The following is a 22,923-nucleotide window of genomic DNA, read 5'->3' on the forward strand; positions in this document are numbered from 1 at the left end:
TTTTGGCAAAGATACAGGTCTGATGACAAGGGGAAAGGCGTGGCGGTAAAAACCCGCCTTTGCCGGACGTCTGTCATGTTTATGCCACGCTGCGCCGCCAAGCGACGTGTCAGGACCCGGTCAAGGAAACGCCAGCGCCCGTCATCGCCTGAACGGCAGCGTCCAGCGACCCGTTCATGTCAATTGCGCGGCACAGATCGCGGCGCACGTCGACCTGAAACCCCAGTTTCGCAGCATCCACGGCTGAATAGTTTACGCAGAAATCCAGGGCGAGGCCGACCATCGTCAGGTGCGTTATTCCCCGCGTGCGCAGATACCCTTCCAGGCCCGTCGGGGTCGTCCGGTCATTCTCGAAGAAAGCGGAATAACTGTCGATGCTGGGCGTATAACCTTTGCGAATGATCAGATCGGCGCTTGTTTGATCAAGCAGGGCGTGGAAATCCGCACCCTTGCTGCCTTGAATGCAGTGATCCGGCCAAAGAACCTGCGGACCGTAAGGCATGTCGATCATGTCATAAGGCGCTTTGCCAGCATGCGAAGATGCAAAGGACGAATGCCCGGCTGGATGCCAGTCCTGTGTCAGAATGACGGCGTCAGCCTCGGCCATCAGGGCGTTGATCCCCGGGATGATTCCATCCCCGTCCGGCACCGCAAGCGCCCCGCCCGGGCAAAAATCATTTTGCACATCAATCACGATCAGGGCGTTGGTCATCATAGTCTCCTTGTTCCATGGTCATTTTAACATTGTTTGCGTCATGCGGCAGTCTGAAACCACCCTCTTGCCCCAAACTGTCCAGAGGCGTATCTGAACGCCCATGTATACAATAGCAGCCCTATATCACTTTACCCGTTTCAGCGACCCGGACAGCTTGCGCGCACCGCTTAAGGCGACGTGCGAGGCGCATGATGTGAAGGGCACGCTGCTTGTCGCCGGTGAAGGAATTAACGGTACGATCGCCGGCCCGGCCGCCGGGATCGATGCCGTCATCGCGCATATCCGCGCTCTGCCCGGATGTTCTGATCTTGAATGGAAGCGCAGCACTGCGACAGAGCCGCCTTTCGGCAAGATGAAAGTGCGCCTCAAGCGTGAAATCGTGACGATGGGGCAGCCCGACGTGGATCCGTTGGCGCGGGTCGGCCACTATATTGATCCAGCCGAATGGAACGATCTGATCGGGCGTGACGATGTCGCCGTGATCGATACCCGCAATGATTACGAAGTCGCGATCGGTACATTCGACGGTGCGATCGACCCCCAAACCCAAAGCTTTGGTGAATTTCCAGCGTGGTGGGAGGCGAACAAGAACCGGTTTCACAACAAGAAGATCGCGATGTTCTGTACGGGCGGAATCCGATGTGAAAAATCTACGAATTATCTGATCGGTCAAGGTGTTGAAGACGTGTTTCACCTGAAAGGTGGCATCCTGAAATATCTCGAAGACGTTCCTCAGGAGAAGAGCACCTGGAAGGGCGATTGTTTTGTGTTCGACAATCGGGTGAGCGTGGGACATGGCCTGAAAGAAGGCCCTCATATGCTGTGCCACGGGTGTCGCAGGCCTATTCTGCCGGAAGATACGGCGCGCCCCGGCTATGAAGCCGGCGTAAGTTGCCACCAGTGCGTCACGGAAACGTCCGAAGCCGACAAGGCCCGGTTTCGCGAACGGCAGCACCAAATCTTGTTGTCCCGTGCGCGCGGCGAAGACCATCTGGGCTAAGATTACCTCGAATTGGATATGTTAAGCCGAGTGTAACGCCTTTCCCGCTACAGCTTATTCTGGGTGAATAAGAGGTGGTGGAAATGGCAGCGCATGCAAATGCGGCACCAGTCATCATTAAACGTAAAAAGGTAGTCAAAGGCGGCGGGCATCATGGTGGTGCCTGGAAAGTCGCTTATGCGGACTTCGTGACCGCAATGATGGCGTTTTTTATGTTGATGTGGCTGCTGAACGCGACAACGGAACAACAACGTAAAGGTCTTGCAGATTACTTTACCCCTACGATTGCGATCAATCGAATTTCGGGGGGCGGGGATGGCCTTTTCGGGGGCGAAAGCATTTTCACGGAAATGACTTTGCCCAAGAATGGGACAGGTGCGACATCTCCGATGACGCCGGTAGAGGGTCAGGAGAGCGGGGATGTCGGCGCGGGAACAAATGGTCCGGACGAAGAAGGCAACGCCGAACTTTTCAAAGTCGTTGATGCCCAATTGATGGGGCGCGGGGGCGAATCCATGGTGATGGACAACATCGCCCGCCATGTCATCACGCGTCAGACCGAAGAAGGCATGGTCATTGAACTTTTTGATGTCGAGGATGTTCCCCTGTTCAAGAACGGGGGCGATCAACCGACCCAAATGCTGAGAGAATTACTGGAAGTCATCGTCGATGCTTCCAAGATTGTGACCAACAAGATCGCTGTCGCGGCGCATGTCCGGTCCAACCCGATCGTTGCAGTTGAAAACCCCGTTTGGGATTTATCTGCAAAAAGGGGTACCCAGACCCGAATCTTGCTTGAAAAACTGGGTGTCAAACCTGCCCGGATCGAACGCGTGACAGGTTTTGCCGATCGCAAGCCCGCCGCAATCGATACCATGGATGTCCGCAATAACAGGGTCGAAATCATCTTGTTGAGATAGATTCAACTAGATCAGATTTTATCTGTTAGCGCGGTGTTAAGTGAGCGTGCCCTATCAGTTGATTTAACTACGGTTGGAACAGCAGAAAGGCTCGCGCATGACCATATCATCTTCGCTCAATGCAGGGGTTGCAGGATTGCAAGCCAATGCGACACGGTTGGCATCCGTTTCCGATAACATCGCAAACTCGTCAACCTACGGCTACAAGCGCGTCGTGACCGACTTTAACTCGTTGGTTTTGTCAGAGGGATCTTCATCATATACAGCTGGCGGGGTACGGGCCAGTTCGCAACGCTTGCTCGGTGAGGATGGTGCCCTTGTCAGTACGACAAACTCTACGGACTTGGCGGTGCGTGGCCGGGGTTTCTTGCCGGTAACGACAGCGACGGAATTTAACGCGAATTCCGAGACACCGGAAATGATGCTTACCACAACCGGTTCCTTCCGCTTGGACGCCGAAGGTTTCCTCAAGACGGAAAGCGGTCTTCTGTTGATGGGATGGCCTGCGAATGCAGACGGGTCGATCCCTATTTATCCACGTGATACGGACGATGGGTTGCGACCTGTGCAATTTGCACTGAACCTTAACGGTGATCCAACGACACGTGTTGATATGAGCCTGAATTTGCCCGCGACAGCAACCGCTGCGGGCGGGAGCGGCGAGCCGCAGATTCTATCGATTGAATACTTCGACAACCTGGGCACCTCCAAGAGTATCTCGATGGAGTTCACGCCAAATGTTCCAGCGACTGGTACGACGAACGAATGGAATGTGAAACTGATGGATTCTGCGCAGGGCGGTTTGCTTGTCGGCGAGTATACGATCCTGTTCGATGACAGTCGCGCATCGGGGGGGACAATTGCATCAGTAACGACAATCACTGGCAATGCTTATGATCCGGTCACCGGTGACCTTATTGTCGATGCACAAAGCGGACCAATTGAATTCAATATCGGTGCGATCGGCAGTTCGTTTGGCCTTTCTCAGCTTTCTGATAGTTTTGCGCCCATTGCATTGACGAAAGATGGCTCCCCAATTGGGAATATGGCTGGCGTAGAAGTTGACGAAAACGGCTATGTCAACGCGATCTATGATAACGGGCTTCGCAATACGATCTATCAAATTCCGCTGATCGATATGCCGAACCCCGAAGGAATGGTTTCACTCGACGCGCAAACCTATCTGCCATCGACGAAAAGCGGGGCTTATTTCCTATGGGATTCCGGCGAAGGGCCAACGGGTGACATCAAAAGCTATTCCCGAGAGGAATCCACCACAGATGTAGCGACCGAATTGACAACCATGATCAGGACGCAACGGGCATATTCTTCAAATGCGAAGGTCATTCAGACTGTGGATGAAATGCTTCAGGAAACGACGAACATTAAACGATAACTTTGCGCTTTTGACTAAAGGGTGAGTTGGAAAAAGGGGTCGAGATGAGTATTTCCGGTGCATTATCAAGCGCTATGCAAGGTCTTCGCGCGGCTGGGCGAGGGTCAGAAGTCATCGCGTCAAATCTGTCAAACGCGCTCACGCCTGGCTATGGGGTGCGTTCGCTTGAACTTTCTGCTGATACCACTGCAACACATGGGGGTGTCAAAATCGATGGTGTCAGTCGACTTGTAAACGAGAGCATTGTTCATGACAAACGTATCGCGGAGGCGGGCCAAGCAAACGCATCTGCGATCCTCGATCTTTATATAAAAATCGAGGACTTGCTTGGCGCGCCGGACGATCCTGCATCTTTGTCCGCGCAAACCGCGCAACTCGAGAAAAACCTGATCACGGCCGCAAGCCGTCCCGACGCACCTGAGCGGTTGTCTACAGTCGTTGCATCAGCGCGTATTTTGGCAAACACTTTCAATGAGGCGTCGGATGGGCTTCAAAAAGTAAGAACCACCGCAGATCGAACGATCGAACTTCAGGTTGATCAACTCAACAATGCACTTTTGCAAGTTCAAGAGTTGAATGCGCAGATCACCAAAACACAAGTTCAGGGCAACAACAGCTCTGGCCTTCTTGATCTGCGACAGCGGGTTATCGACGAGATCAGCGTTTTGGTCCCGGTACGGACAGTCGCAAGGGATAATGGTCAGGTCGCGATCTATTCAACGGGCGGCGCGGTGTTGCTGGATAGTCTTGCGGCCGAGATCGGCTTTGAGCGTTCCAATCTAGTCACACCCTACATGAGCGAGAGCGCAGGTACGCTGTCGGGTCTGACGATCAACGGCATTGCGTTCAGAACAGGGTCTTCGAGTGGGGTATTGTCAGGCGGATCTATCGCTGCACAGTTTGAAATTCGGGATGAGATTGCTGTAGAAGCTCAGGCGCAAATTGATGCTTTGGCACGAGATCTGGTGGAGCGGTTCCAAGATCCTGCCGTTGACCCTGGTCTGGCGATTGGTGACGCAGGACTGTTTACCGACGAGGGAAATTTCTTCGACCCTGCAAACGAAAACGGGCTGGCGCAGCGGCTTGTCCTGAATGCAGCCGTCGACCCGGATCAGGGTGGAGAAACCTGGCGGTTAAGAGATGGGATTAATGCTGCGGGTCCCGGCGATGTCGGAGATGCAACGCTTCTCAATAACATGATTTCTGCGCTTTCAACGGGCCGCGTTTCCTCCAGTGGGATTTTCAGCGGGGGATCCTATTCAACAATTGACCTGACATCGACACTTACATCGCATTATGGGGCTGAACGTCTGAACGCCGAGCAAATTCAGAGCTTTAGTGCGACACAAGTGACGGAATTAACCGAACGCCTCTTAAGTGAAGGGGTGGATAGCGATCAGGAACTGCAAAAACTCTTGCTCGTTGAACAGGCCTTTGCTGCCAACGCGCGGATGGTTCAAGCGGTTGATGAAATGATGCAAACTTTGCTGAGGATATAAGACCATGAGCCCTACATCACTCGGGGATCTTGCACAGTCTTTCATGCTGAGGCATCGAAATACTGCCCTGAAACAAGAAATGACACGTCTGACCCAAGAGCTTTCGACTGGACAGGTCGCTGATATACGTCAGGCGCTAGCCGGAAATTACAGCTATATTACTGAACTTGAACGAAACATGGAGGTTTTAAGTGCCTATCAGGTGGCGACAACTGAAGCTCAAATATTTGCCGAAGTCACCCAAACTGCACTTGGTCGGTATGAGGAAGTTGGCGAAAAACTTGCAAATAGCCTGATCGTATCCGGGACGTCGACAGTTGGCGCACAAGCAAATGACACAGCGGAAGAGGCTCGGGTCACCGTTTCCGTTTTGATTAGTACGCTCAATACGAAATCAGCCGGACGCAGTATTTTTGGCGGTACGGCAACCGATCGTCCTGCAACTGCGTCGGCGGAGACGCTACTGAGCGAACTTAGAGCCGCTATAGCTGGCGCTGTGACGCCTTCCGATATGTTTGCTGCTGCGGAAGCCTGGTTTGATGATCCGGCTGGGTTTGACACTGTCATCTATCAAGGGTCGGCAGATGCTCTTGCGCCAGTCCAGCTAACGAACAGGGAAACAGTTTCATTCGATACCCGGGCAACCGACCCGAGGCTCAAGGACATGCTACGGTTTGCCAGTCTTGCAGCACTTGCGGAGGATCCGTCACTTGGATTCACTGGAAGCCAAAAAGGTGAAGTTTTCGTAGACGCAGGAACATCGTTATTAGGGGCTCGCGATGCGATAATTTCTTTGCAGGCTAGAACAGGTTTTGTGGAGGCGCAAATCGAAGGTATTTCGACGCGTAACGCAGCAGAAATAACGAGTACCGAATTTGAGAAAAGCGCTCTTTTGAATGTAGATCCTTTCGAGGCCGCAACGAAGCTTGAAGACGTCCAGTTCCAACTGCAAAGCCTGTATTCGGTAACTGTTCGAATGTCGCAGCTTTCCCTGGTCAACTTCCTATGATTCGCGGTTGGCTTATTACGTTTGCTTTGATCGTTCTGATCTTGCCAGCCTATGCTGGCCCAGTGCGCATTAAAGACCTCGTCGATTTTGACGGCGTGCGGGAAAATGATCTTGTCGGATATGGTCTCGTGGTCGGATTGAACGGTTCGGGCGATGGCTTGCGCAACGCACCTTTTACCGAAGATATCATGACAAATATTCTGGAACGGCTTGGCGTAAATGTTACCGGTGAACAATTCAGGCCAAAGAACGTTGCTGCGGTTCTCGTAACTGCAACACTGCCCGCTTTTGCGCGAACAGGCAGCCAAATTGACGTGACGGTTTCGGCCATCGGTGACGCAAAAAGCTTGATGGGTGGAACTCTGATCATGACTCCACTGAATGCAGCAGATGGAGATATATATGCTGTGGCACAAGGCACTATTATTGCCGGCGGTGCCGTGGCAGAGGGCGATGCCGGCGCTGTAATTCAAGGTGTTCCTACCTCAGGGGTGATCCCGTCCGGCGCGCGGGTAGAACGAGAAATCGATTTTCAGTTATCAAGCCTTTCGGATCTTAGGCTTGCGTTGCGGGAAGGGGATTTCACGACTGCCACCAGAATAGAGCGTGCCATTAATCTAGAGTTCGGACGGGAAGTCGCTGTTATGCTTGATAGTGGAACAGTCCAACTCAATATTGAGCGGACGAGGATGCCATCTGTTGCTCATGCGCTTGGAAGAATTGAAAATCTATCAGTTGAGCCTGAGCGAAAAGCACGTGTCGTCGTTGACCAGAGATCCGGCACAATCGTCATGGGCGAAGACGTGCGCATATCACGAGTAGCAGTGTCCCAAGGTAACCTTGTTCTTCGCATCCAAGAGGAACCTATTGTTGTCCAACCGAACCCTTTTGCCGAAGGTGAGACGATCATCGTACCGCGCACCCGAGCCGCAATTGAAGAACAGCCAGGAATAGGTCTTGCAGAAATCCCCAATGGAACGTCGCTCTCAGAAGTTATCGGTGGGTTGAATGCTTTAGGTGTCTCACCGCGTGACATGATCGATATACTGAAAAGTATTAAAGCTGCCGGCGCTTTGCATGCCGAGTTTGTTGTGCGGTAATTATATTAGAACTTGATTTTTGGTTTGCGCCGGAAAATTAATTTCGATTTATGTTAGTTATATCGGCTCGTACGGATTTCACATGCGGTTTGGCACTGTCACGTTGGACTGTCGAGCTTAACTCTGAAGTGACTTGGATTTTTCATCAAGAACTGACCCACCTTTAGATTTTGTTTTGGGGGCAGTCTTGGGCCGAGGCATGATTTTCCACTACTTTTTCCCTGCTAGGGCTGAACTTGACCTGAATTGGAAGCTGTCCTTTCCGGTCCCAAGGATGTGGCAGCGGTGGGTCAGGCGTTTGAGGAGCGCGGAGGTCATCTTGGCATCCACTGCCCGGCAATGTGTTTCAAAGCAATGCCAAGATAGGGGCCGAGGATCGTTGACCAATCGCAAAAGCTGAGGTCTGTCGTGATTATAGCGCTGGTGCGTTCGTAAAGTTGCTGAGCAACTGGGCAAGTATCGGGATCACGCCGCAGGCGTGTCCTTCGCACGTTGATCAGGCAATGTATCTTCAGACTGAGCAGCATTATGATAAGGACACCGCTGGCGGGATCATGATGCATGGCGGTTCGACCCGCAGGCCATCATCGTGTTCGACTTTGGCGTTTGGCTTACGGTGCAGAGCCCGTGCCTGCGGGGTCTGAAGAACTGGGGCGAATTGGAACGAGACTAGAGTAAGTGGCACGAGACTATACAGAAGGCTAAATCGTAACCCACTAGGAAGAATGAAATTAACGACCTATCCCGCCCGTCCTAAGGGGCAGGTTGCTGGTTCGAACCCAGCCGGGATGACCATTTAACCCAGTTTGTTAGGAGGGCGCGGACCGGCCTAAGTGGCAAGCGGGGTGAGATCACGACCAGGCATGCTGTCTGTGAAAAAAACCTCCGACAGTTTTGCGGTTTTCGGCAAGTGCCACCGCTGGTTTGAAAAACACACGCACCGGTGCCTGATACTGGTCGAAAATTTTTGCCGAACGCTGTGGTGACACATCGCTCGGCAACCTTACGGCATCAATTTGCGAAGGTGACATGTCCCTCTTGGTCAATTGGCCAGACCGGGTTCCACGCGATTTCCCAGATGTGGCCGTCGGGGTCTTTTACATATCCCCGCCGCCCGCCGTGGGACGGCGCATCTGCCTGGCGAAGCAATGTCGCGCCCGCAGAGACGAACTTGTCGATGACAACCTGCACGTCGCGTTCTCTGGCGACATTATGCGCAAGGGTGACGGCACCCTGCGGCGGAAGACCCTGTTGCTTCGTGTCTTCCTCAAGGGAAGATTTCAGCCATGTGCCGAGGACGAATCCGTTCATCTGATAGAACGCAATTTCCGCGTTTTCGAAGACCGGGTTCCAGCCGAAGCCCTTTTGATAGAATGATTTCGATCTGGCGAGGTCGGATATCCCCAATGTAATCACTGCGATCTGTTGTTGCATTTTCATGTCCTTTGCTGTGCCCGCACGACATGCGCTGGCGATTGGACCATGGGACGCGACGATCGGGGCACCGGTGCGCGAAAGGACCCGGTTGGACCGGGGGCCGGGCCAACCGCACCGACCTAACCTGTTTCTGGTGCATCGAGCCTAGTTGAACATGCCAGCGCGTCAACCGGATGCAAGCGCCTGTCTGGGGGGCTTGCTATAACAACTGGCATGCTGGGGCCTGAAACGACATTCGCCATTCCAAGCGTCACGTTTTGCTTTGGGGCGCGCGTCTTGGTGTCCGATTTTTCTTTCATACAGCTGTTCCAAATCACTTGAGGGGTGTGTCAATCGAGAGGGAATTTAGACGTGACACATATGCCAAAAACGTCTTGCCTCGATAGGGATCGCTTCAAGTTTACCTACCCTTCGCTCCGACCAATCCGGACTGGGCGCATTTGTCTTTTTGTCTGTTCGCCGGACTGATCACGCGGAAATCACAACCTTGGCTGACTCCCTCGAAATCACCGGCAGGGCATGGATCTCCGACCTGGCGTCCTGGCGTTGTGCCGCACGAGGGATTGGTACCGGGGCCAGACCATGCCGGTCTCAAACTTCAGGGTCAAAGCCCCCTGATCATGCCGCCATCGACCCGCAGCAGAGATCCCGTGACATAGGACGCTTGCTGTGCGCAAAGGAACGCGACCACGGCGGCGAACTCCTCGGGTGTGCCGTAGCGTCCGGCCGGGATTGATTTGCGGCTGGCCGTCTGCACGGCCTCTAGCGGGGTGCCGGTCTTGTCGGCCTTCAGGCCATCCAGTTCGGCAAAGCGGTCGGTGCTTATCCGGCCCGGCAACACCATGTTGACGGTGATGCCATCTGCCGCGACCTCTTCGGCCAGCGTCTTGGACCACCCCGCGATGGCACCGCGCACACCGTTCGACAGGGCAAGGTTGGGGATCGGCTGCACGATGCCCGACGATCCGATGGTAACGATCCGGCCCCAGCCTTTGGTGATCATGCCTGGCAGGGCCGCATCGCTAATGGCAAAGAACGGGGCTGCCATAGTATCGAAAGCGGTCTGCCATGCGGCGATGGTTTGCCCCTTGGCGGGACCGGCAGCGGGGCCGCCACAGTTGTTCACAAGAATATCGACCGGCTGCGCTTTCAGCCGCGCGATCAGTGCCGCGATGTTGGCGGGATCGGACAGATCAAGCGCCACCCCCTCAATACCCGCCGCCGGAGCGGTGCCGCTGCGCGAGGCCGCGATCACATGCGCGCCTTCAGTCGCCAGAAGCGTGGCGCTTGCAGCACCAAGGCCGCGGCTTGCCCCCAGAACCAGCGCGGTCTTGCCCGTCAGTCCGAAATCCATCAGTTCAACTCCTTCAATCGTTTCTCCTGCCGGACAAGCAAACGCTCGACTTCGGCGATGGCGGCAGGTGCCAATCCTGCACCCGGTGCGCGCAGGGCCGCCGATGCAATCGCGCCCCGTTTGGCCAGCACGTATTTGCGCACGGCAAGGCCCACGCCGGGCTGTTGTTCGTAGCGCACCAGAGGCAGGTAAGCGTCAAAGATATCCTGCGCGCGATCCATGTCGCCCGCGCCGGCAAGCCGTACGACATCGGCCAGCATCTCGGGATAGCCAAACCCGGTCATTGCCCCGTCTGCGCCACGCGCGATCTCTTCGGGCAGGAACACACCGCCATTCCCGCACAGCACCGAGATCCGGCGCCGGCCCTCTGCTTCGGCTTTGCGCAGGGCGGTGATCTTGGCCAGACCGGGCCAATCCTCGTGCTTGAGCATCACAACCTGCGGCACGTCGTCAATGATCCGGCCCAGCACCTCGTCCGAGATTTGCACCCCTGTGGCCAAGGGGAAATCCTGCAACACGACGGGCACAGTTTCGCCGACTGCCCGGGCGGCCTGAGCGAAATAATCACGGATCTGCGGATCGGTCTTCAGATTGCCCGGTGTCGTGACCATGCACCCGTCAGCACCCATGTCCATCACTGCGCGCCCCAATTCGCCAACGGCGGCAAGTCCGGGTGCCGAAACGCCCACCACCACCGGCTTGCCAGCAGCGCGTGTGATCACCCGCTGCGCAACGGCGCGGCTTTCGGCCTGGGTAAGTTTTTGCGCCTCGCCCATCATGCCAAGGATGGTCAGCCCGTCCGCGCCTTTTTCAAAGTAGAAATCAACCACCCGATCAAGGCTGTCGAAATCGATGGCACCCGTCTGGGTGAACGGGGTGACAGAAATGACATAGACGCCTTTGGCATCCGATGTGAGCAGGGTCATGGGTAATCCTTGTCTTTGGGATAGCGGGTCCGGCCCGCACAACAGGGCACCGCCCCCTTGGGGGCTGGTGCGTTCCGGGGTGGTCAGGCCGCGACCGGTATCGCAAGCTTGCGCAGCGCGTCCGTGGCGCGGTGCATCGCCGCGCGCAGGCGGTCATCTTCCAGCGCATAGGCCAGACGCAGGTGGCCAGGGGTGCCAAAGGCGGTGCCGGGCACCACGCCGATCCGCCCCTCGACCAGCAGGTAATCTGCGACATCGATATCGGTTTCCAGCACGGTTCCCTGGGGGGTGCGTGCGCCGAAAAGACCGCTGCAATCGACGAAGACATAAAACCCGGCGGGCGGGGTGGGGGCCGTCATCCCGGGCATATCGGCGATTGCGGCGATCACCATGTCGCGGCGGGCCTTCAGGCGCGCATTGCGTTCGGGCAGGAAATCGGGGGTCTGCTTCAGGGCGGTCACCGTCGCCGCCTGCGAGATCGCGGACGCATTCGATGTGCTTTGCGATTGCAGGATATCCATCGCCCGCACCAGCCATTCCGGCCCCGCAGCAAAGCCCAGCCGCCAGCCGGTCATCGCATACCCTTTGGACACGCCATTGACCGTAAGGATCCGGTCGGCAAGCTGCGGTCTGACCTTCGCGGGTGTGGCAAAGCTGCCCTCATGTACGATCATTTCATAGATATCATCGGCCATGATCAGGGTGTGGTGATCGGCCAGCACGTCACACAGCGCGGCGATATCGGCTTTGGAATAAAGCGCGCCGGTGGGGTTGTTGGGCGAATTCAGCAGCACCCATTTGGTCAGGGGGCTTAGCGCCTCTGACAGCGTTTCGGGCGTCAGTTTCCAGCCGTCTTGCGCGCGTGTGGGCGCGATGATGGGGGTGCCACCGGCAAGGCGAACCATGTCGGGATAGCTCACCCAATAGGGCGCTGGGATCACCACCTCGTCTCCGGGGTCAAGGGTGGCCAGCAGGGCATTGAACACCAGCTGCTTGGCGCCATTGCCCGCGATGATCTGCGCGGCGGAAAATTGCAGATCATTATCCCGCAAGAACTTGTGCGCAATCGCGGCTTTCAGCTCCGGAGTTCCGGAACTGGCGGTGTATTTCGTCTGCCCGTTACGGATCGCGGCGATGCCGGCCTCGGCAATGTGTCCGGGGGTGGCAAAGTCCAGCTCCCCCTGGCCAAGGCTGATGATATCATGCCCTTCGGCCTTCATCTGCTGAAGATTGAGCGCAAGTTCGATGGTGGGGGACGGTTGGACAGAGGACATGCGGCTGGCAAGGTAGCGGGTCATGAGGTGGGTCCTTTTGGCGGATCGTATGGTCTGGCAGGGGGCGGCGCGGATCAGGCAGGTGCCAGCGCGGCGGCGCGCCGCGTTGCGATATATTGTGTGCGCAGATCGCGGGTCAGCGCGCCGGGGGTGCCGTCGCCGATCACCTGATTGTCGATGCGCACCACGGGCACCACGAAATTGGTCGCCGACGTGATAAAGGCTTCGCGGGCCGCGCGGGACTCGTCGGGGGTAAAGGCGCGTTCTTGCACTGTGATCCCGTGGGTCTGGGCCAGCGACAAGACTGCCGCGCGGGTGACACCGGCCAGCAGCGCATGGGACAGATCGCGGGTCACCAGATGGCCGTCGGCAGTAACGATATGGGCGGTCGCAGCGCTGGCTTCGGTCACAAAGCCGTCTTCGTAAAGCCAGGCGTCATCGGCACCGCGGTCGCGCGCTTCCATCTTGGCCATTGAGGGGTAAAGCAACTGCACCGTCTTGATATCTCGCCGGCCCCACCGGAGATCGGGCAGCAGGGCCACCGAAATGCCGGTGTCGGCCGCGCGGTTCGCAAGCACATCCTTGGCCTGGGTGAACATCACCAGCGTTGGCGGCGTGTCGGCAGGCGGGAAAGCGAAATCGCGTTCTGCCACGCCCCGGCTTAGCTGAAGGTAAATCATACCGCTTTGCATCTTGTTACGGGCGACAATCTCGTGATGCGCCTGCAACAGCGCGTCTTCGTCCAACGGTAGGGTCAGGCGCAGTTCGCGGGCCGATCGGCGCAGCCGGGCAGCATGGCCCTCGTAATCCAGCAATGCACCATCCAGAACGCAGGTGACCTCATAGATGGCATCGCCCATCAGAAAGGCCCGGTCAAAGATCGAAACCTTCGCCTCGTCCTCGGGCAGCCATTGGCCGTTCAGGTAGACAATACGCGACATGGCTCAGCTCCGTTTCGGTGTAGCAAAGGGTGCGATTGTCACACCGTTGTCTTCAAGGGCAGCGCGCAAGGCGGCTGCGATTGCGGGCGCACCTTGGGTGTCGCCATGAATGCACAAGGTTGCGGGTTCGACCGGCAGGCGCTTGCCGCCGGTCGTCGGGATGTGCCTGTTCAACACCATCTCAAGCACCTGATCGGTGCTTTGTGCGATGTCGTGAATCACCGCGCCGGGGGCGCTGCGCGGTGTCAGCTCTCCCGTATCGGTATAGCTGCGGTCGGCGTAAATCTCGCAGGCGACGGTCAGACCGGCCTTTTCCGCAGCGGCGTAGGTTTCTGAATAGGGCAGGGATACATAGACCAATGTCGGGTCCACCGTGGCGACAGCGCGGGCGCAGACGGCGGCCAGATCCGGATCAACGGCGGCCATATTCCCAAGCGCGCCATGGGTTTTGACATGGGTCATCGGATGCCCCTGCGCGGCGGCCATCCCCTGCATCGCGGCAATCTGGTAGATCAGATGCGCCTCCAGATCCTCGGGGCGGTCGCCCAGAATGCGGCGGCGTCCGAACCCGTAGAGATCAAGAAAAGACGGATGCGCGCCAATCGCGACGCCAGCCGCCTTGGCCAGAGCGATGGTGCGACGCATCACCACCGGATCCCCGGCGTGAAAGCCGCAGGCGACGTTTGCCGTTGTCACGGTTTCCATCATTTTTGCATCATCGCCTATTGTATAGGCACCGAAACTCTCGCCCATATCGCAGTTCAGGTCCAATGTGGCCGTCATATGCTCTCTCCCTGGGTTGGGTCGTCCAGCCAAGATAGAACGCTGGAGCGGGTCCGCTGTTTGCTTGATTGACATCCCGAAGACAAATTACGCTCCGGAGAATTGCATTCCGGATACATATGGTATACTGAAATTACAAGTCAGGAAAAAGGTTTTGAGATGAACGCCCTCGCGCATACCGCAAACGGACAAAAGGCAGCGAACCCCGTCTTTCTCGCGGTTGGCGACTCGGCGCTAGCCGTTCAGTTTGGCGACAGCGTCGATCCGCAGGCGAACCGCAAAGTGATCGCGCTTGGCCACAGCCTTGACAGTGACCCGGTTGCAGGTGTGCTGGAATGCGTTCCGACGTACCGTTCGCTGCTGGTGAACTATGACCCCGAAATCCTGCGCGGTGCCGAGCTTGAGGTGCTTTTGGCACTGCGGCTGGCAGATCTGGAACTTGGGGACGAGGCAGGCCGGCTTTGGCATGTGCCGGTGGTCTATGGCGGCGCGGTGGGCATGGATCTTGACGCACTTGCCGAGGAGAAAGGTATGACGCCGGAGGCACTGATCGCCCTGCATTCCAGCGTTGAATGCCGTGTCTACATGATTGGTTTCGCGCCCGGATTTACCTATCTCGGGGGGCTGCCTGCCGCGATCCATACGCCGCGCCTTGCCGTTCCGCGCCAGTCGATCCCGGCGGGGGCCGTTGGCATCGGCGGACAGCAGGGCAGCATCAATTCTGTGACCGGTCCGTCGGGGTGGCGCTTTATCGGCTGGACACCTTGGCGTGCCTTTGATCCCGCGCGGGCAGAACCGTTTCTGTTCGCCGCAGGGGACCGGATGCGCTTTGTGCCCGTCAGCGCCGAAGCGGGGACCGAAATCGCTGAAAATATCGCTGCGGGGCGTCTGCTCCCCACGCCGGAGGGCAAGGCATGAGCCTCGAGATTCTGCAGGCCGGGCCGATGCTGTCGATACAGGATCACGGGCGTCATGGCCGCAAGCGGTTTGGCGTGCCCTCTGCGGGTGCAATGGATCGGCCGGCGATGGACCTTGCCAATGCGCTTTGCGGCAATCCGCTGGACGCTGCCGCACTGGAATTTGCCGCGTTCGGCGGCCATTTGCGGGCCGCGCGCCCGCTGCGCCTTGCCGTGACGGGGGGCGAATGTGACATCCGGTGCGGGCAACGGCAGCTTGCTGCAGGTCAAAGCCATGCTATTGCCGCGGGCGAGGTCATCAGGATCGGTGCGCTCAAGGGGGCCACATGGGGGTATATCGCGGTCTCGGGCGGGATCGCCGTGCCAGAGGTGTTGGGGGCCCGCGCCACCCATCTGCGGTTTGCCCTTGGCGGGGTCGAAGGGCGTGCCTTGCGTCCGGGCGACGTGCTGCCGCTGGGCCAAGATGATAGCAGCGCGCCTTGCCTGCGCCCGCGCGAACCGATGGTGCGCCCCGGTGCGAATCTGGCAGGCCGCCCAATCCGGGTGATGCTTGGGCCGCAGGACGACTCTTTCGACGCACAGACCCTTGCACGGCTTTGCAGTGCCACCTTTACCGTTACGCCCAAACGCGACCGCATGGCGATGGTGCTGGGCGGCACCTCGCTGTTCGCCGCGCGCGGGCATGACATTGTCTCCGATGGTATCGTGCCGGGGGTGATACAGGTGCCGGCCTCGGGGGAACCTATGGTGCTGATGGCGGATTCCCAGACCACGGGCGGCTATCCCAAAATTGCCACGGTGATTTCCGCAGACCTGCCGCGGCTGGCACAGATGCCGGTGGGCGCAGAACTGCGCTTTGAGGTGATCCCCCGCGAAACGGCCGAAGACATCACCCTTGCCGAACGCGCGCGTTTGCGCGACTGCTTTTCGGGGCTGGTCCCGGCCAGCGGTGCGCAGCTAAGTTCGAGTTTCCTGCTGGGGTGCGATCTAGTAGGCGGTATATTTGCGCCCGAGGCAGTAATGGGGCGCGACCTGATGACGGCAAAGGAACAGCAGACATGAGCGGGACCTCTCTATCCCTGGCGGCCACGGCCTATCGTGAATTGATCCGCCGGATTCTCGAGGGAGAGCTGAAGCCCGGCGACACCTTGCAGGAATCCCGCCTTTGCACCGAACTTTCCATGTCCCGCACCCCCGTGCGCGAGGCCATCGCGCGCATCAACAGCGAAGGGCTGGCGGAACAATCGGGGCGGTTCTTGCGTGTGCGCCGCATCAGCCCCGAGGAAATAGACGAGATATTTTTCCTGCGCCGCGCGCTGGAGCCTGCTGCCATTCGTGCCGCAACCACGCGGCTTCTGCCCGAACAGATCGACGGTCTGGCCGGTGCGGTGCGCGCCCTTCTGGCAGGGGATACCGGCACGGACGACGCCCAATGGCAGGTCGATCGCAGCTTTCACAGCACCATCGCAGAAGCCGCCGGAAACCCCGCTGCGGCCAAGGTGATCCGCGACCTTCAGACCCGTACCTGCATCTTTGACCACCGCATCGTGCCTGAACGCTTTGCCCTTGGCTGTCACGAACATCTGGCCATGCTGGATGCAATCCGGCGGGGTGCCCGGGACGAGGCTGCGACCCTCATGGAAGCGCATCTTGATCACGCGCGCGACGCCATCTTTGTTCATCTGGACAAGCTCCAGCCCGTTTCTTCCGAAAAGGCCCCCCTTCTATGAAATGTCTTATCGTTCAGCCGGTGCATGAGGCCGGACTTGACCTGCTGCGCCGCAACGGCATCCAGCCTGTGACCTGTCCCGGCACCGATCCCGACAGCATCGCCCGCGCCGTCATGGGTTGTGATGCGGCCATCACCCGCGATGCCGGTTTCCCCGCCTGTGCGTTCGAGGCCGCGGACCGGCTGCGCGCCGTGGTCGTGCATGGCACCGGCCATAACGCGGTGGACAAAGACGCCGCCACCGCACGCGGCGTTCTGGTGGCCAACACCCCCGGGGCCAATGCCCAGTCCGTCGCGGAACTGACGCTGGGCCTTGCCGTGGCGCTGGCGCGTGGCATCCCCGCCGCAGACCGTCAGGAGCGGGCAGGGCAGGCGGGTTTTCGTGAATCCGCGTCCTTTGCAGAACTTTCGGGCAAGACCGTCTGTGTGGTCGGGTGGGGCAGCATCGGCAGCCGCTTTGGCCAGATGGCAGCAAGCGCCTTTGGCATGAAAGTGCTGGTGCATTCCCCGCGCGCCCGTGACATCGGAGCATTCCACCGCGCGGACCGGCTGGAGGAGGCGCTGGCAGAGGCCGATCTGGTGACGCTGCACACGCCGCTGCGCCCTGAAACCCACCACTTGATCGAAGCCGAGCGTCTGGCCGCGATGAAACCCGGCGCGCTTTTGGTCAACGTGGCGCGGGCTGAACTTGTGGACGAGGATGCGCTTACCGCAGCGCTTGCGGCGGGCCACCTTGGCGGCGCGGCGTTGGATGTGTATTCGCCGGGGGCCCCGCAAGGCCCGCTTGCCGCCTGCCGGAACGTGATTTTCACCCCCCATCTTGGCGGCACCACCCTCGAGGCGCTGCGCCGCGTGGCGATCGGCGCTTCACAGCATGTGATCACCGCCCTGCGGGGGGACATTCCGGACACTGTGCTGACCCCGATCCCCCCCGCCCAAGCAGCCCCCGCCAAGGAGGTGACCGTATGAGCGACCTGCCGACATCCGCATCTGCCCCCCCGCGCGCGGTGATCGCGCAAACCATCGCCCGCATTCTGGAACGGGTCAACGCGATCTCTGCAGACGGTCCGGGCTTTACACGGCCCTCTTACAGCGCGCTGGAAAGCCAGGCCCACGCGGTCGTCGAGGCCGAGGCCGTGGCGCTCGGTTGCCTGGTGCGGCGCGATGCTGCGGGCAATTTGTTTGCGACCATGCCGGGGCAGAACCGCGCGGCGCGGCCGCTTTATATCGGGTCGCATCTCGATACGGTCAGTCAGGGCGGGGCCTATGACGGACAGGCCGGGGTGATCGGCGCGCTGGCGGTGCTGACCGCGTTCCATTCCGCGGGGCTGACCCCGCCGATGGATTTGGTGCTGACCATCACCCGCGCCGAGGAAAGCGTCTGGTTCCCGGTTTCCTATGCCGGGTCACGCGCGGCGCTTGGGCGGTTGAACCCCGAAGATTTCGATGCGCCGCGTTCGGATACCGGGCTGTCGCTTGCCGAACATATGGCGCTTGAGGGGTTTGACCCCGAGGCCGTGCGCAGCATCACCCCGCCCGAACCCGCGCGATTTCTGGAATTCCACATAGAACAAGGGCCGGTGCTGCATGACGCGGGCGAAGCCTATGCGGTGGTCGACCGGGTGCGCGGCGGGCTGCGCTACCGCAGTGCTGAGGTACATGGCATCTGGGCCCATTCCGGCGGGGCCCCCCGTGCCAGCCGCGCCGATGCAGTGGTCGCCTTGGCCGAACTGATCCTGTCGATGGATGCAGTCTGGGATAGATTTCTGGACGAAGGTAACGATCTGACGGTCACCTTTGGCAAGGTGGATGCCGCGTCACCGCAACACGCGATGGCAAAGGTGCCGGGTCATGCCGAATTCTGCCTTGATCTGAGGTCGGACCAGACCGACACGCTCGAGGCCGCGAACGCCGCCTTGCTGAGGGAGGTCGCGCGGATCGAGAAGGCGCGCCCCGGTGTCCGTTTTGACCTTGGTGCGCAGACCCGACCGGCACCGGCGCAGCTTTCGGGCGAGATGGCGCGCTTTGTGACCGCCGGCGCTGCGGCGCAAGGCGACGATCCGCGCCATATGCTGTCGGGCGGTGGCCATGATGCGGCGGCCTTTGGCGCAGCGGGGTGGGACAGCGTGATGGTCTTTATCCGGAACTGGAACGGCAGCCATTGCCCCGAAGAGGGAATGGACGAGGCCGATCTTGCCCGCGCTGTGGGGGCGGTTTTCCTTGCCATCCTGCAAGAGGCCGCAGGATGACCGGCGTGACCCTTGCCGAAACCGCCTATGAGCGGTTGCGCGACGACATCGTCACCGGGCGGATCCCCGGCGAAACCGTGCTGTCGGAACGCGCCCTGACAGAGACGCTGGGCGTGTCACGGACGCCGCTGCGCGCCGCGATATCGCGGCTAGAAACCGAAGGTGTGGTGGACCGGCTTAACAACGGTGTGGTGCTTGTGCGGTCGGTCACGATTGAACAGCTGCTTCAGATCGTGCAGCTGCGCCAGACGTTGGAACGCGCCGCAGCAGGCCGCGCCGCCACCTATGGGGCCACGGATGAGCTGATGCAGATCCGCGCCCGGATGCAGCAGATCGTCGACGGCGCGCCGGTCAGCTTTGACGACTTCTGGCAGGCCGATGGTGCCTTTCACCGCGCGGTGGCCGAAGCGGCGCGGCTGGCGTTGCTGCCTGCGATCATCGCGGAACAGCGGGGCATTGCGCGGCGCTGCTCTTTGACGCGGACCTACGACACTTTCGTGGATCAGGCGCGCGAACATGTGCAGATCATTGATGCCATCGCTACCCATGACAGCGATACAGCCGCCGCGCTGATGGCGGGGCATTTCGATCATGTGCGCGCCCGCTTTCTTGGCACGTTTTCGGAAAATTGAGGACCGCAATGAACTCTATCACTACGTCGTCTGCATCATTGGCGGGCAGCGCTGCCGTTTTCCCGGCGCAGGAATTTCACGCCCGCGCTGCAGCGCTTCAGGCCCGCATCCGGCAAGAGGGCGCGGATGCGCTTCTTCTGACCGGGCCAGAGAACATCTTTTGGGTGTCAGGGCGTCAGACCGCAGGCTATTTCGCGTTTCAGGCGCTGCTTGTTCCTGCCGACGGCACGCCCCTGCTGCTGGTGCGCCAGCTGGAAGAGACGGGCGCGCGGGCGGATGTGTGGTTTGACGACATCCACACCTGGCAGGACGGACAGGACCCGGCCATTGAACTTGCGCGGCTTTTGCGCGGGCAGGGTATTTCGCGCCTAGCGACAGAACGCGCCGGCTGGTTCGTCAGCCCCCAGATGATGGGCAGCCTCGAGGCCGCGCTTGGCGGTATCGCACTGCTGGACGGTTCAGGCTGGGTCGAGCGGTTGCGCATGGTGAAGTCGTCCCGCGAACTGCAAGCGATCCGCCATGCCGCGCAATATGCCGAAGCTGGCATGGCTGCGGCCCTTGCCGCCTGCCGCGCCGGTGCCAGCGAAAACGAGATCGCCGCCGCGATGACCGCCGCCACGATCACCGCAGGGTCCGAGGCGATGGCGATGGAACCGCTGATCAGTTCCGGGCCGCGTTCCGGCATTCCCCATGCGACATGGCGGCGGCGGCAGCTAGGGGCTGGTGACGGCATCTTTCTTGAGCTGGCCGCAAGCCATGACCGCTATCACGCGGCCCTGATGCGCGCAGCTTGGGTCGGTACGCCGCCGGACGCCGCCCAGCGGATGATGGACACCAGCCTGCGCGCGTTGGATGCCGCCCTTGCTGCCCTGCGACCCGGCGAACCCTGCGCCGCCCCCCATGAGGTGGTCCAACAGATCATCGATGCGGCGGGCTTTACGGCAGCCTTTCGCAAACGGTCAGGCTATTCGATGGGCGCGGCCTTTGCACCGGACTGGGGCGAAGGTGCCATTTTATCGCTGTTTACCGGCGTAGCGACCCCGCTGGAGCCGGGCATGGTGTTTCACCTGCCCATCACCCTGCGCGATTATGGCCGGTTCACCGTCGGGGTTTCAGAAACCGTGATCGTGACCGAAACAGGGGCCGAACCGCTTTCGACCCTCCCCCGCCAGATCACCCTTTGCTAATCACAGACAAAACGGAGCCCCCCTATGCAATCACTTTTTCACCTTGCCATCCATGTGACCGACCTTGACGAAACACGCGCCTTTTACGGCGATGTGCTGGGCTGCGCCGAAGGCCGGTCGACCGATAACTGGGTCGATTTCGACTTTTTCGGCCACCAGCTTTCGATGCACCTTGGAACGCCCTTTGCGACGACCCGCACGGGGAAGGTCGGCGATCACATGGTGATGATGCCGCATATGGGCGCTGTGCTGCGTCTGGACGATTGGAAGGCGCTTGCCGACCGGCTTGAGCAAAAGGGCGTTGCTTTTGACATCCCTCCGGTCATTCGCTTTGAAGGCGAGCCGGGCGAACAGCGCACGATGTTCTTTTTCGACCCCTCGGGCAATCCTATCGAGATCAAGGGATTTGCTGATTTCGAAGGCCTTTTTGCCGCCTGATCCTTCGGTGCAACACAGACGGAAAAAGCCCCCGGTCGCATCCGCAACCGGGGGCTTTTCCATTCCTGTCCTGCGCTAAAGCGCCAGTCAGCGGCGCATGAGGTCGGGCACGATGCTTACGATCTGCGGAAACAGCGCGATCAGAAACACAAAGCCTGCCATGATCAGAAAGAACGGCATCGTGGCGCGTGTCACCTTCCCGATACTGTCGCCGGTGAGGCGCTGGATCACTGTCAGGTTGAACCCTACGGGGGGCGAAATCTGCGCCATTTCGACCACGATCACGATGAAGACGCCGAACCAGATTTTATCATAGCCCGCAGCTTCGACCAGCGGCAGGGTAATTGGTAGGGTCATCACGATGATTGCCAGCCCCTCCATCACCATGCCAAGCAGGATGTAGAACACCAAAAGTACCGCGATCAAGGCGAGCGGCGACAGGCCCCAGCCGTTGATCAGCCCCGCGATATAGCGCGGCAGGCCCAGATACCCGATGGCGGTGGACAGGAACATCGCCCCCACCATGATCAGCCCGATCATCGCCGAATTCTCTGCCGCCTGACGGGAGGCCGCGAGGACGCCGCGCAGGTCCAGTTTGCGCTGCGCAAAGCCGATCACCATCGAACCGATGACCCCGGCTGCAGCCGCCTCGGTCGGGGAGGCAAAGCCGCCGTACATGGAACCGATCACAAACAGGATGAGAAGCAGGAGCGGGCCCAGATCCGTCAGCGCGCGCAGCTTTTGCACAAATGTGGTGGGAGGCGGCGCTTCGCCGATCTTTTCCGGGGACAGCACGGCGCGCAGCCCGATATAGCCCATATAGGCGATCGCCAGCAGTGCGCCGGGTAGAATGCCGGCCATGAACAGGCGCAGGATCGATTCTTCGGCCATGACGCCATAGATGATCATGATGGTCGACGGCGGGATCAGAAAGCCCAACGTCCCCGCTCCTGCCAGCGAGCCGATCACCAGATCGCGGTCATAGCCGCGCTTGAGCAATTCGCCGGCTGTGATACGGCCCACGGTAACGGTGGTCGCTGCAGAGGATCCGCAGACCGAGGCGAACAGGGTACATCCCAGCACGTTGATATGCGTCAGCCGTCCCGGCACCCGGCGCAGCTAGGGGATCAGACCGGTAAAGAGAGAGGCGGAGATATTGGTGCGAAACAGCACCTCGGCCATCAGGATGAAAAGAGGCAGCGCCAGCAGTTCGGGAGAGGAAAGTACATTCCAGGATTGTTGCGCCAGCAGTTTCACAAAGGGCAGCTGCGGACGGAACAGCGCAAGGATCGTCGCGCCCGTGGCGATCAGCCCAAGGCCGATCCAAAGGCCGGACCCGAGCAGCAGAACCATGATTCCGGCCAGGCTGGTTGCTATTTGCGTCATTGTAGATCCTTTCGCGAGGCGCATTGGCCCC

Annotated in this window: 21 protein-coding genes and 2 pseudogenes; 14 read left to right on the forward strand and 9 right to left on the reverse strand. The window is 59.4% G+C overall.

Going from position 1 to position 22,923, the window contains the following annotated elements; all coding sequences use genetic code 11:
• Positions 1-109 precede the first annotated feature (109 nt).
• Positions 110-712 carry a bifunctional nicotinamidase/pyrazinamidase gene (gene pncA, locus RGAI101_RS13260; protein ID WP_037228260.1) on the reverse strand — a complete coding sequence of 201 codons (603 nt, stop codon included), beginning with the start codon at positions 710-712 and terminating at the stop codon, positions 110-112.
• Positions 713-815: 103 nt separating this feature from the next.
• Here pncA and trhO point away from each other — a divergent pair, with 103 nt between their 5' ends.
• The 6 genes from trhO (at position 816) to RGAI101_RS13290 (ending at position 7,639) form a co-directional block, all read left to right on the forward strand.
• Positions 816-1,715, forward strand: coding sequence for an oxygen-dependent tRNA uridine(34) hydroxylase TrhO (gene trhO / locus RGAI101_RS13265; RefSeq protein WP_008228794.1), 900 nt, complete (start codon positions 816-818; stop codon positions 1,713-1,715).
• Between the two features lie 83 nt (positions 1,716-1,798).
• Positions 1,799-2,635, forward strand: a complete 837-nt coding sequence (locus RGAI101_RS13270) for an OmpA/MotB family protein (protein ID WP_037228263.1) — start codon at positions 1,799-1,801, stop codon at positions 2,633-2,635.
• Between the two features lie 97 nt (positions 2,636-2,732).
• A complete protein-coding gene (locus RGAI101_RS13275) occupies positions 2,733-4,031 on the forward strand; it encodes a flagellar hook protein FlgE (protein WP_008228753.1) in 1,299 nt (432 codons plus the stop codon).
• 44 nt (positions 4,032-4,075) lie between these two features.
• On the forward strand, positions 4,076-5,530 hold the full coding sequence (gene flgK / locus RGAI101_RS13280) for a flagellar hook-associated protein FlgK (protein ID WP_037228269.1): 1,455 nt from the start codon (positions 4,076-4,078) through the stop codon (positions 5,528-5,530).
• A gap of 4 nt (positions 5,531-5,534) precedes the next feature.
• Positions 5,535-6,539: a flagellin gene (locus RGAI101_RS13285; RefSeq protein WP_008228227.1), complete on the forward strand. Its 1,005-nt coding sequence runs from the start codon at positions 5,535-5,537 to the stop codon at positions 6,537-6,539.
• Positions 6,536-7,639 (forward strand): flagellar basal body P-ring protein FlgI, encoded by a 1,104-nt coding sequence (locus tag RGAI101_RS13290; protein WP_008229387.1) that lies wholly within the window; start codon positions 6,536-6,538, stop codon positions 7,637-7,639. The genes RGAI101_RS13285 and RGAI101_RS13290 overlap by 4 nt, the downstream gene beginning before the upstream one ends.
• A gap of 210 nt (positions 7,640-7,849) precedes the next feature.
• Here the strand turns inward: RGAI101_RS13290 and RGAI101_RS21585 are convergent.
• The 7 genes and pseudogenes from RGAI101_RS21585 to RGAI101_RS13320 all read right to left on the reverse strand — a co-directional run.
• Positions 7,850-8,079 (reverse strand): annotated as a pseudogene (locus RGAI101_RS21585) (ATP-binding protein); the annotation flags it as partial.
• 571 nt (positions 8,080-8,650) lie between these two features.
• Complete coding sequence (locus RGAI101_RS13295; protein ID WP_008225463.1) at positions 8,651-9,073, reverse strand: VOC family protein; 423 nt, start codon at positions 9,071-9,073, stop codon at positions 8,651-8,653.
• 607 nt (positions 9,074-9,680) lie between these two features.
• Positions 9,681-10,430 carry an SDR family oxidoreductase gene (locus tag RGAI101_RS13300; RefSeq protein WP_008225056.1) on the reverse strand — a complete coding sequence of 250 codons (750 nt, stop codon included), beginning with the start codon at positions 10,428-10,430 and terminating at the stop codon, positions 9,681-9,683.
• A complete protein-coding gene (locus RGAI101_RS13305; protein WP_008225726.1) occupies positions 10,430-11,356 on the reverse strand; it encodes a dihydrodipicolinate synthase family protein in 927 nt (308 codons plus the stop codon). Before RGAI101_RS13305 ends, RGAI101_RS13300 begins: the two co-directional genes overlap by 1 nt.
• An 83-nt stretch (positions 11,357-11,439) precedes the next feature.
• Entirely contained in the window at positions 11,440-12,654 is a 1,215-nt protein-coding gene (locus tag RGAI101_RS13310) for a pyridoxal phosphate-dependent aminotransferase (protein WP_008225837.1), read from the reverse strand.
• Positions 12,655-12,704: 50 nt separating this feature from the next.
• Positions 12,705-13,571 (reverse strand): D-amino-acid transaminase, encoded by an 867-nt coding sequence (locus RGAI101_RS13315; protein ID WP_008228190.1) that lies wholly within the window; start codon positions 13,569-13,571, stop codon positions 12,705-12,707.
• A 3-nt stretch (positions 13,572-13,574) separates the two neighbouring features.
• Positions 13,575-14,354, reverse strand: coding sequence for a LamB/YcsF family protein (locus RGAI101_RS13320; protein WP_008225941.1), 780 nt, complete (start codon positions 14,352-14,354; stop codon positions 13,575-13,577).
• A 159-nt stretch (positions 14,355-14,513) separates the two neighbouring features.
• Between RGAI101_RS13320 and pxpB the strand changes: the two genes are divergently transcribed.
• Genes pxpB through RGAI101_RS13360 form a run of 8 tightly spaced genes read left to right on the forward strand, consistent with a single transcriptional unit; the run spans position 14,514 to position 21,506 of the window.
• On the forward strand, positions 14,514-15,272 hold the full coding sequence (gene pxpB / locus RGAI101_RS13325; RefSeq protein WP_050763208.1) for a 5-oxoprolinase subunit PxpB: 759 nt from the start codon (positions 14,514-14,516) through the stop codon (positions 15,270-15,272).
• A complete protein-coding gene (locus tag RGAI101_RS13330; RefSeq protein ID WP_008229145.1) occupies positions 15,269-16,333 on the forward strand; it encodes a biotin-dependent carboxyltransferase family protein in 1,065 nt (354 codons plus the stop codon). Before pxpB ends, RGAI101_RS13330 begins: the two co-directional genes overlap by 4 nt.
• On the forward strand, positions 16,330-17,001 hold the full coding sequence (locus tag RGAI101_RS13335; protein WP_008229429.1) for a GntR family transcriptional regulator: 672 nt from the start codon (positions 16,330-16,332) through the stop codon (positions 16,999-17,001). The genes RGAI101_RS13330 and RGAI101_RS13335 overlap by 4 nt, the downstream gene beginning before the upstream one ends.
• Entirely contained in the window at positions 16,998-17,969 is a 972-nt protein-coding gene (locus RGAI101_RS13340) for a hydroxyacid dehydrogenase (RefSeq protein WP_008228351.1), read from the forward strand. Before RGAI101_RS13335 ends, RGAI101_RS13340 begins: the two co-directional genes overlap by 4 nt.
• Positions 17,966-19,249 (forward strand): hydantoinase/carbamoylase family amidase, encoded by a 1,284-nt coding sequence (locus tag RGAI101_RS13345; protein ID WP_008228224.1) that lies wholly within the window; start codon positions 17,966-17,968, stop codon positions 19,247-19,249. The genes RGAI101_RS13340 and RGAI101_RS13345 overlap by 4 nt, the downstream gene beginning before the upstream one ends.
• The gene (locus tag RGAI101_RS13350) at positions 19,246-19,881 is read left to right on the forward strand and encodes a GntR family transcriptional regulator (protein ID WP_008227354.1); all 636 of its coding nucleotides are present in this window, start codon (positions 19,246-19,248) and stop codon (positions 19,879-19,881) included. The genes RGAI101_RS13345 and RGAI101_RS13350 overlap by 4 nt, the downstream gene beginning before the upstream one ends.
• Before the next feature lie 8 nt (positions 19,882-19,889).
• Complete coding sequence (locus tag RGAI101_RS13355) at positions 19,890-21,068, forward strand: M24 family metallopeptidase (protein ID WP_008225705.1); 1,179 nt, start codon at positions 19,890-19,892, stop codon at positions 21,066-21,068.
• Positions 21,069-21,092: 24 nt separating this feature from the next.
• The gene (locus RGAI101_RS13360) at positions 21,093-21,506 is read left to right on the forward strand and encodes a VOC family protein (RefSeq protein ID WP_008226034.1); all 414 of its coding nucleotides are present in this window, start codon (positions 21,093-21,095) and stop codon (positions 21,504-21,506) included.
• A gap of 87 nt (positions 21,507-21,593) precedes the next feature.
• Here the strand turns inward: RGAI101_RS13360 and RGAI101_RS13365 are convergent.
• A pseudogene (locus tag RGAI101_RS13365) lies at positions 21,594-22,916 on the reverse strand (TRAP transporter large permease).
• Positions 22,917-22,923: the final 7 nt, after the last annotated feature.

The sequence above is a fragment of the Roseobacter sp. GAI101 genome (genome assembly GCF_000156335.1).
GTDB lineage: Bacteria > Pseudomonadota > Alphaproteobacteria > Rhodobacterales > Rhodobacteraceae > Sulfitobacter.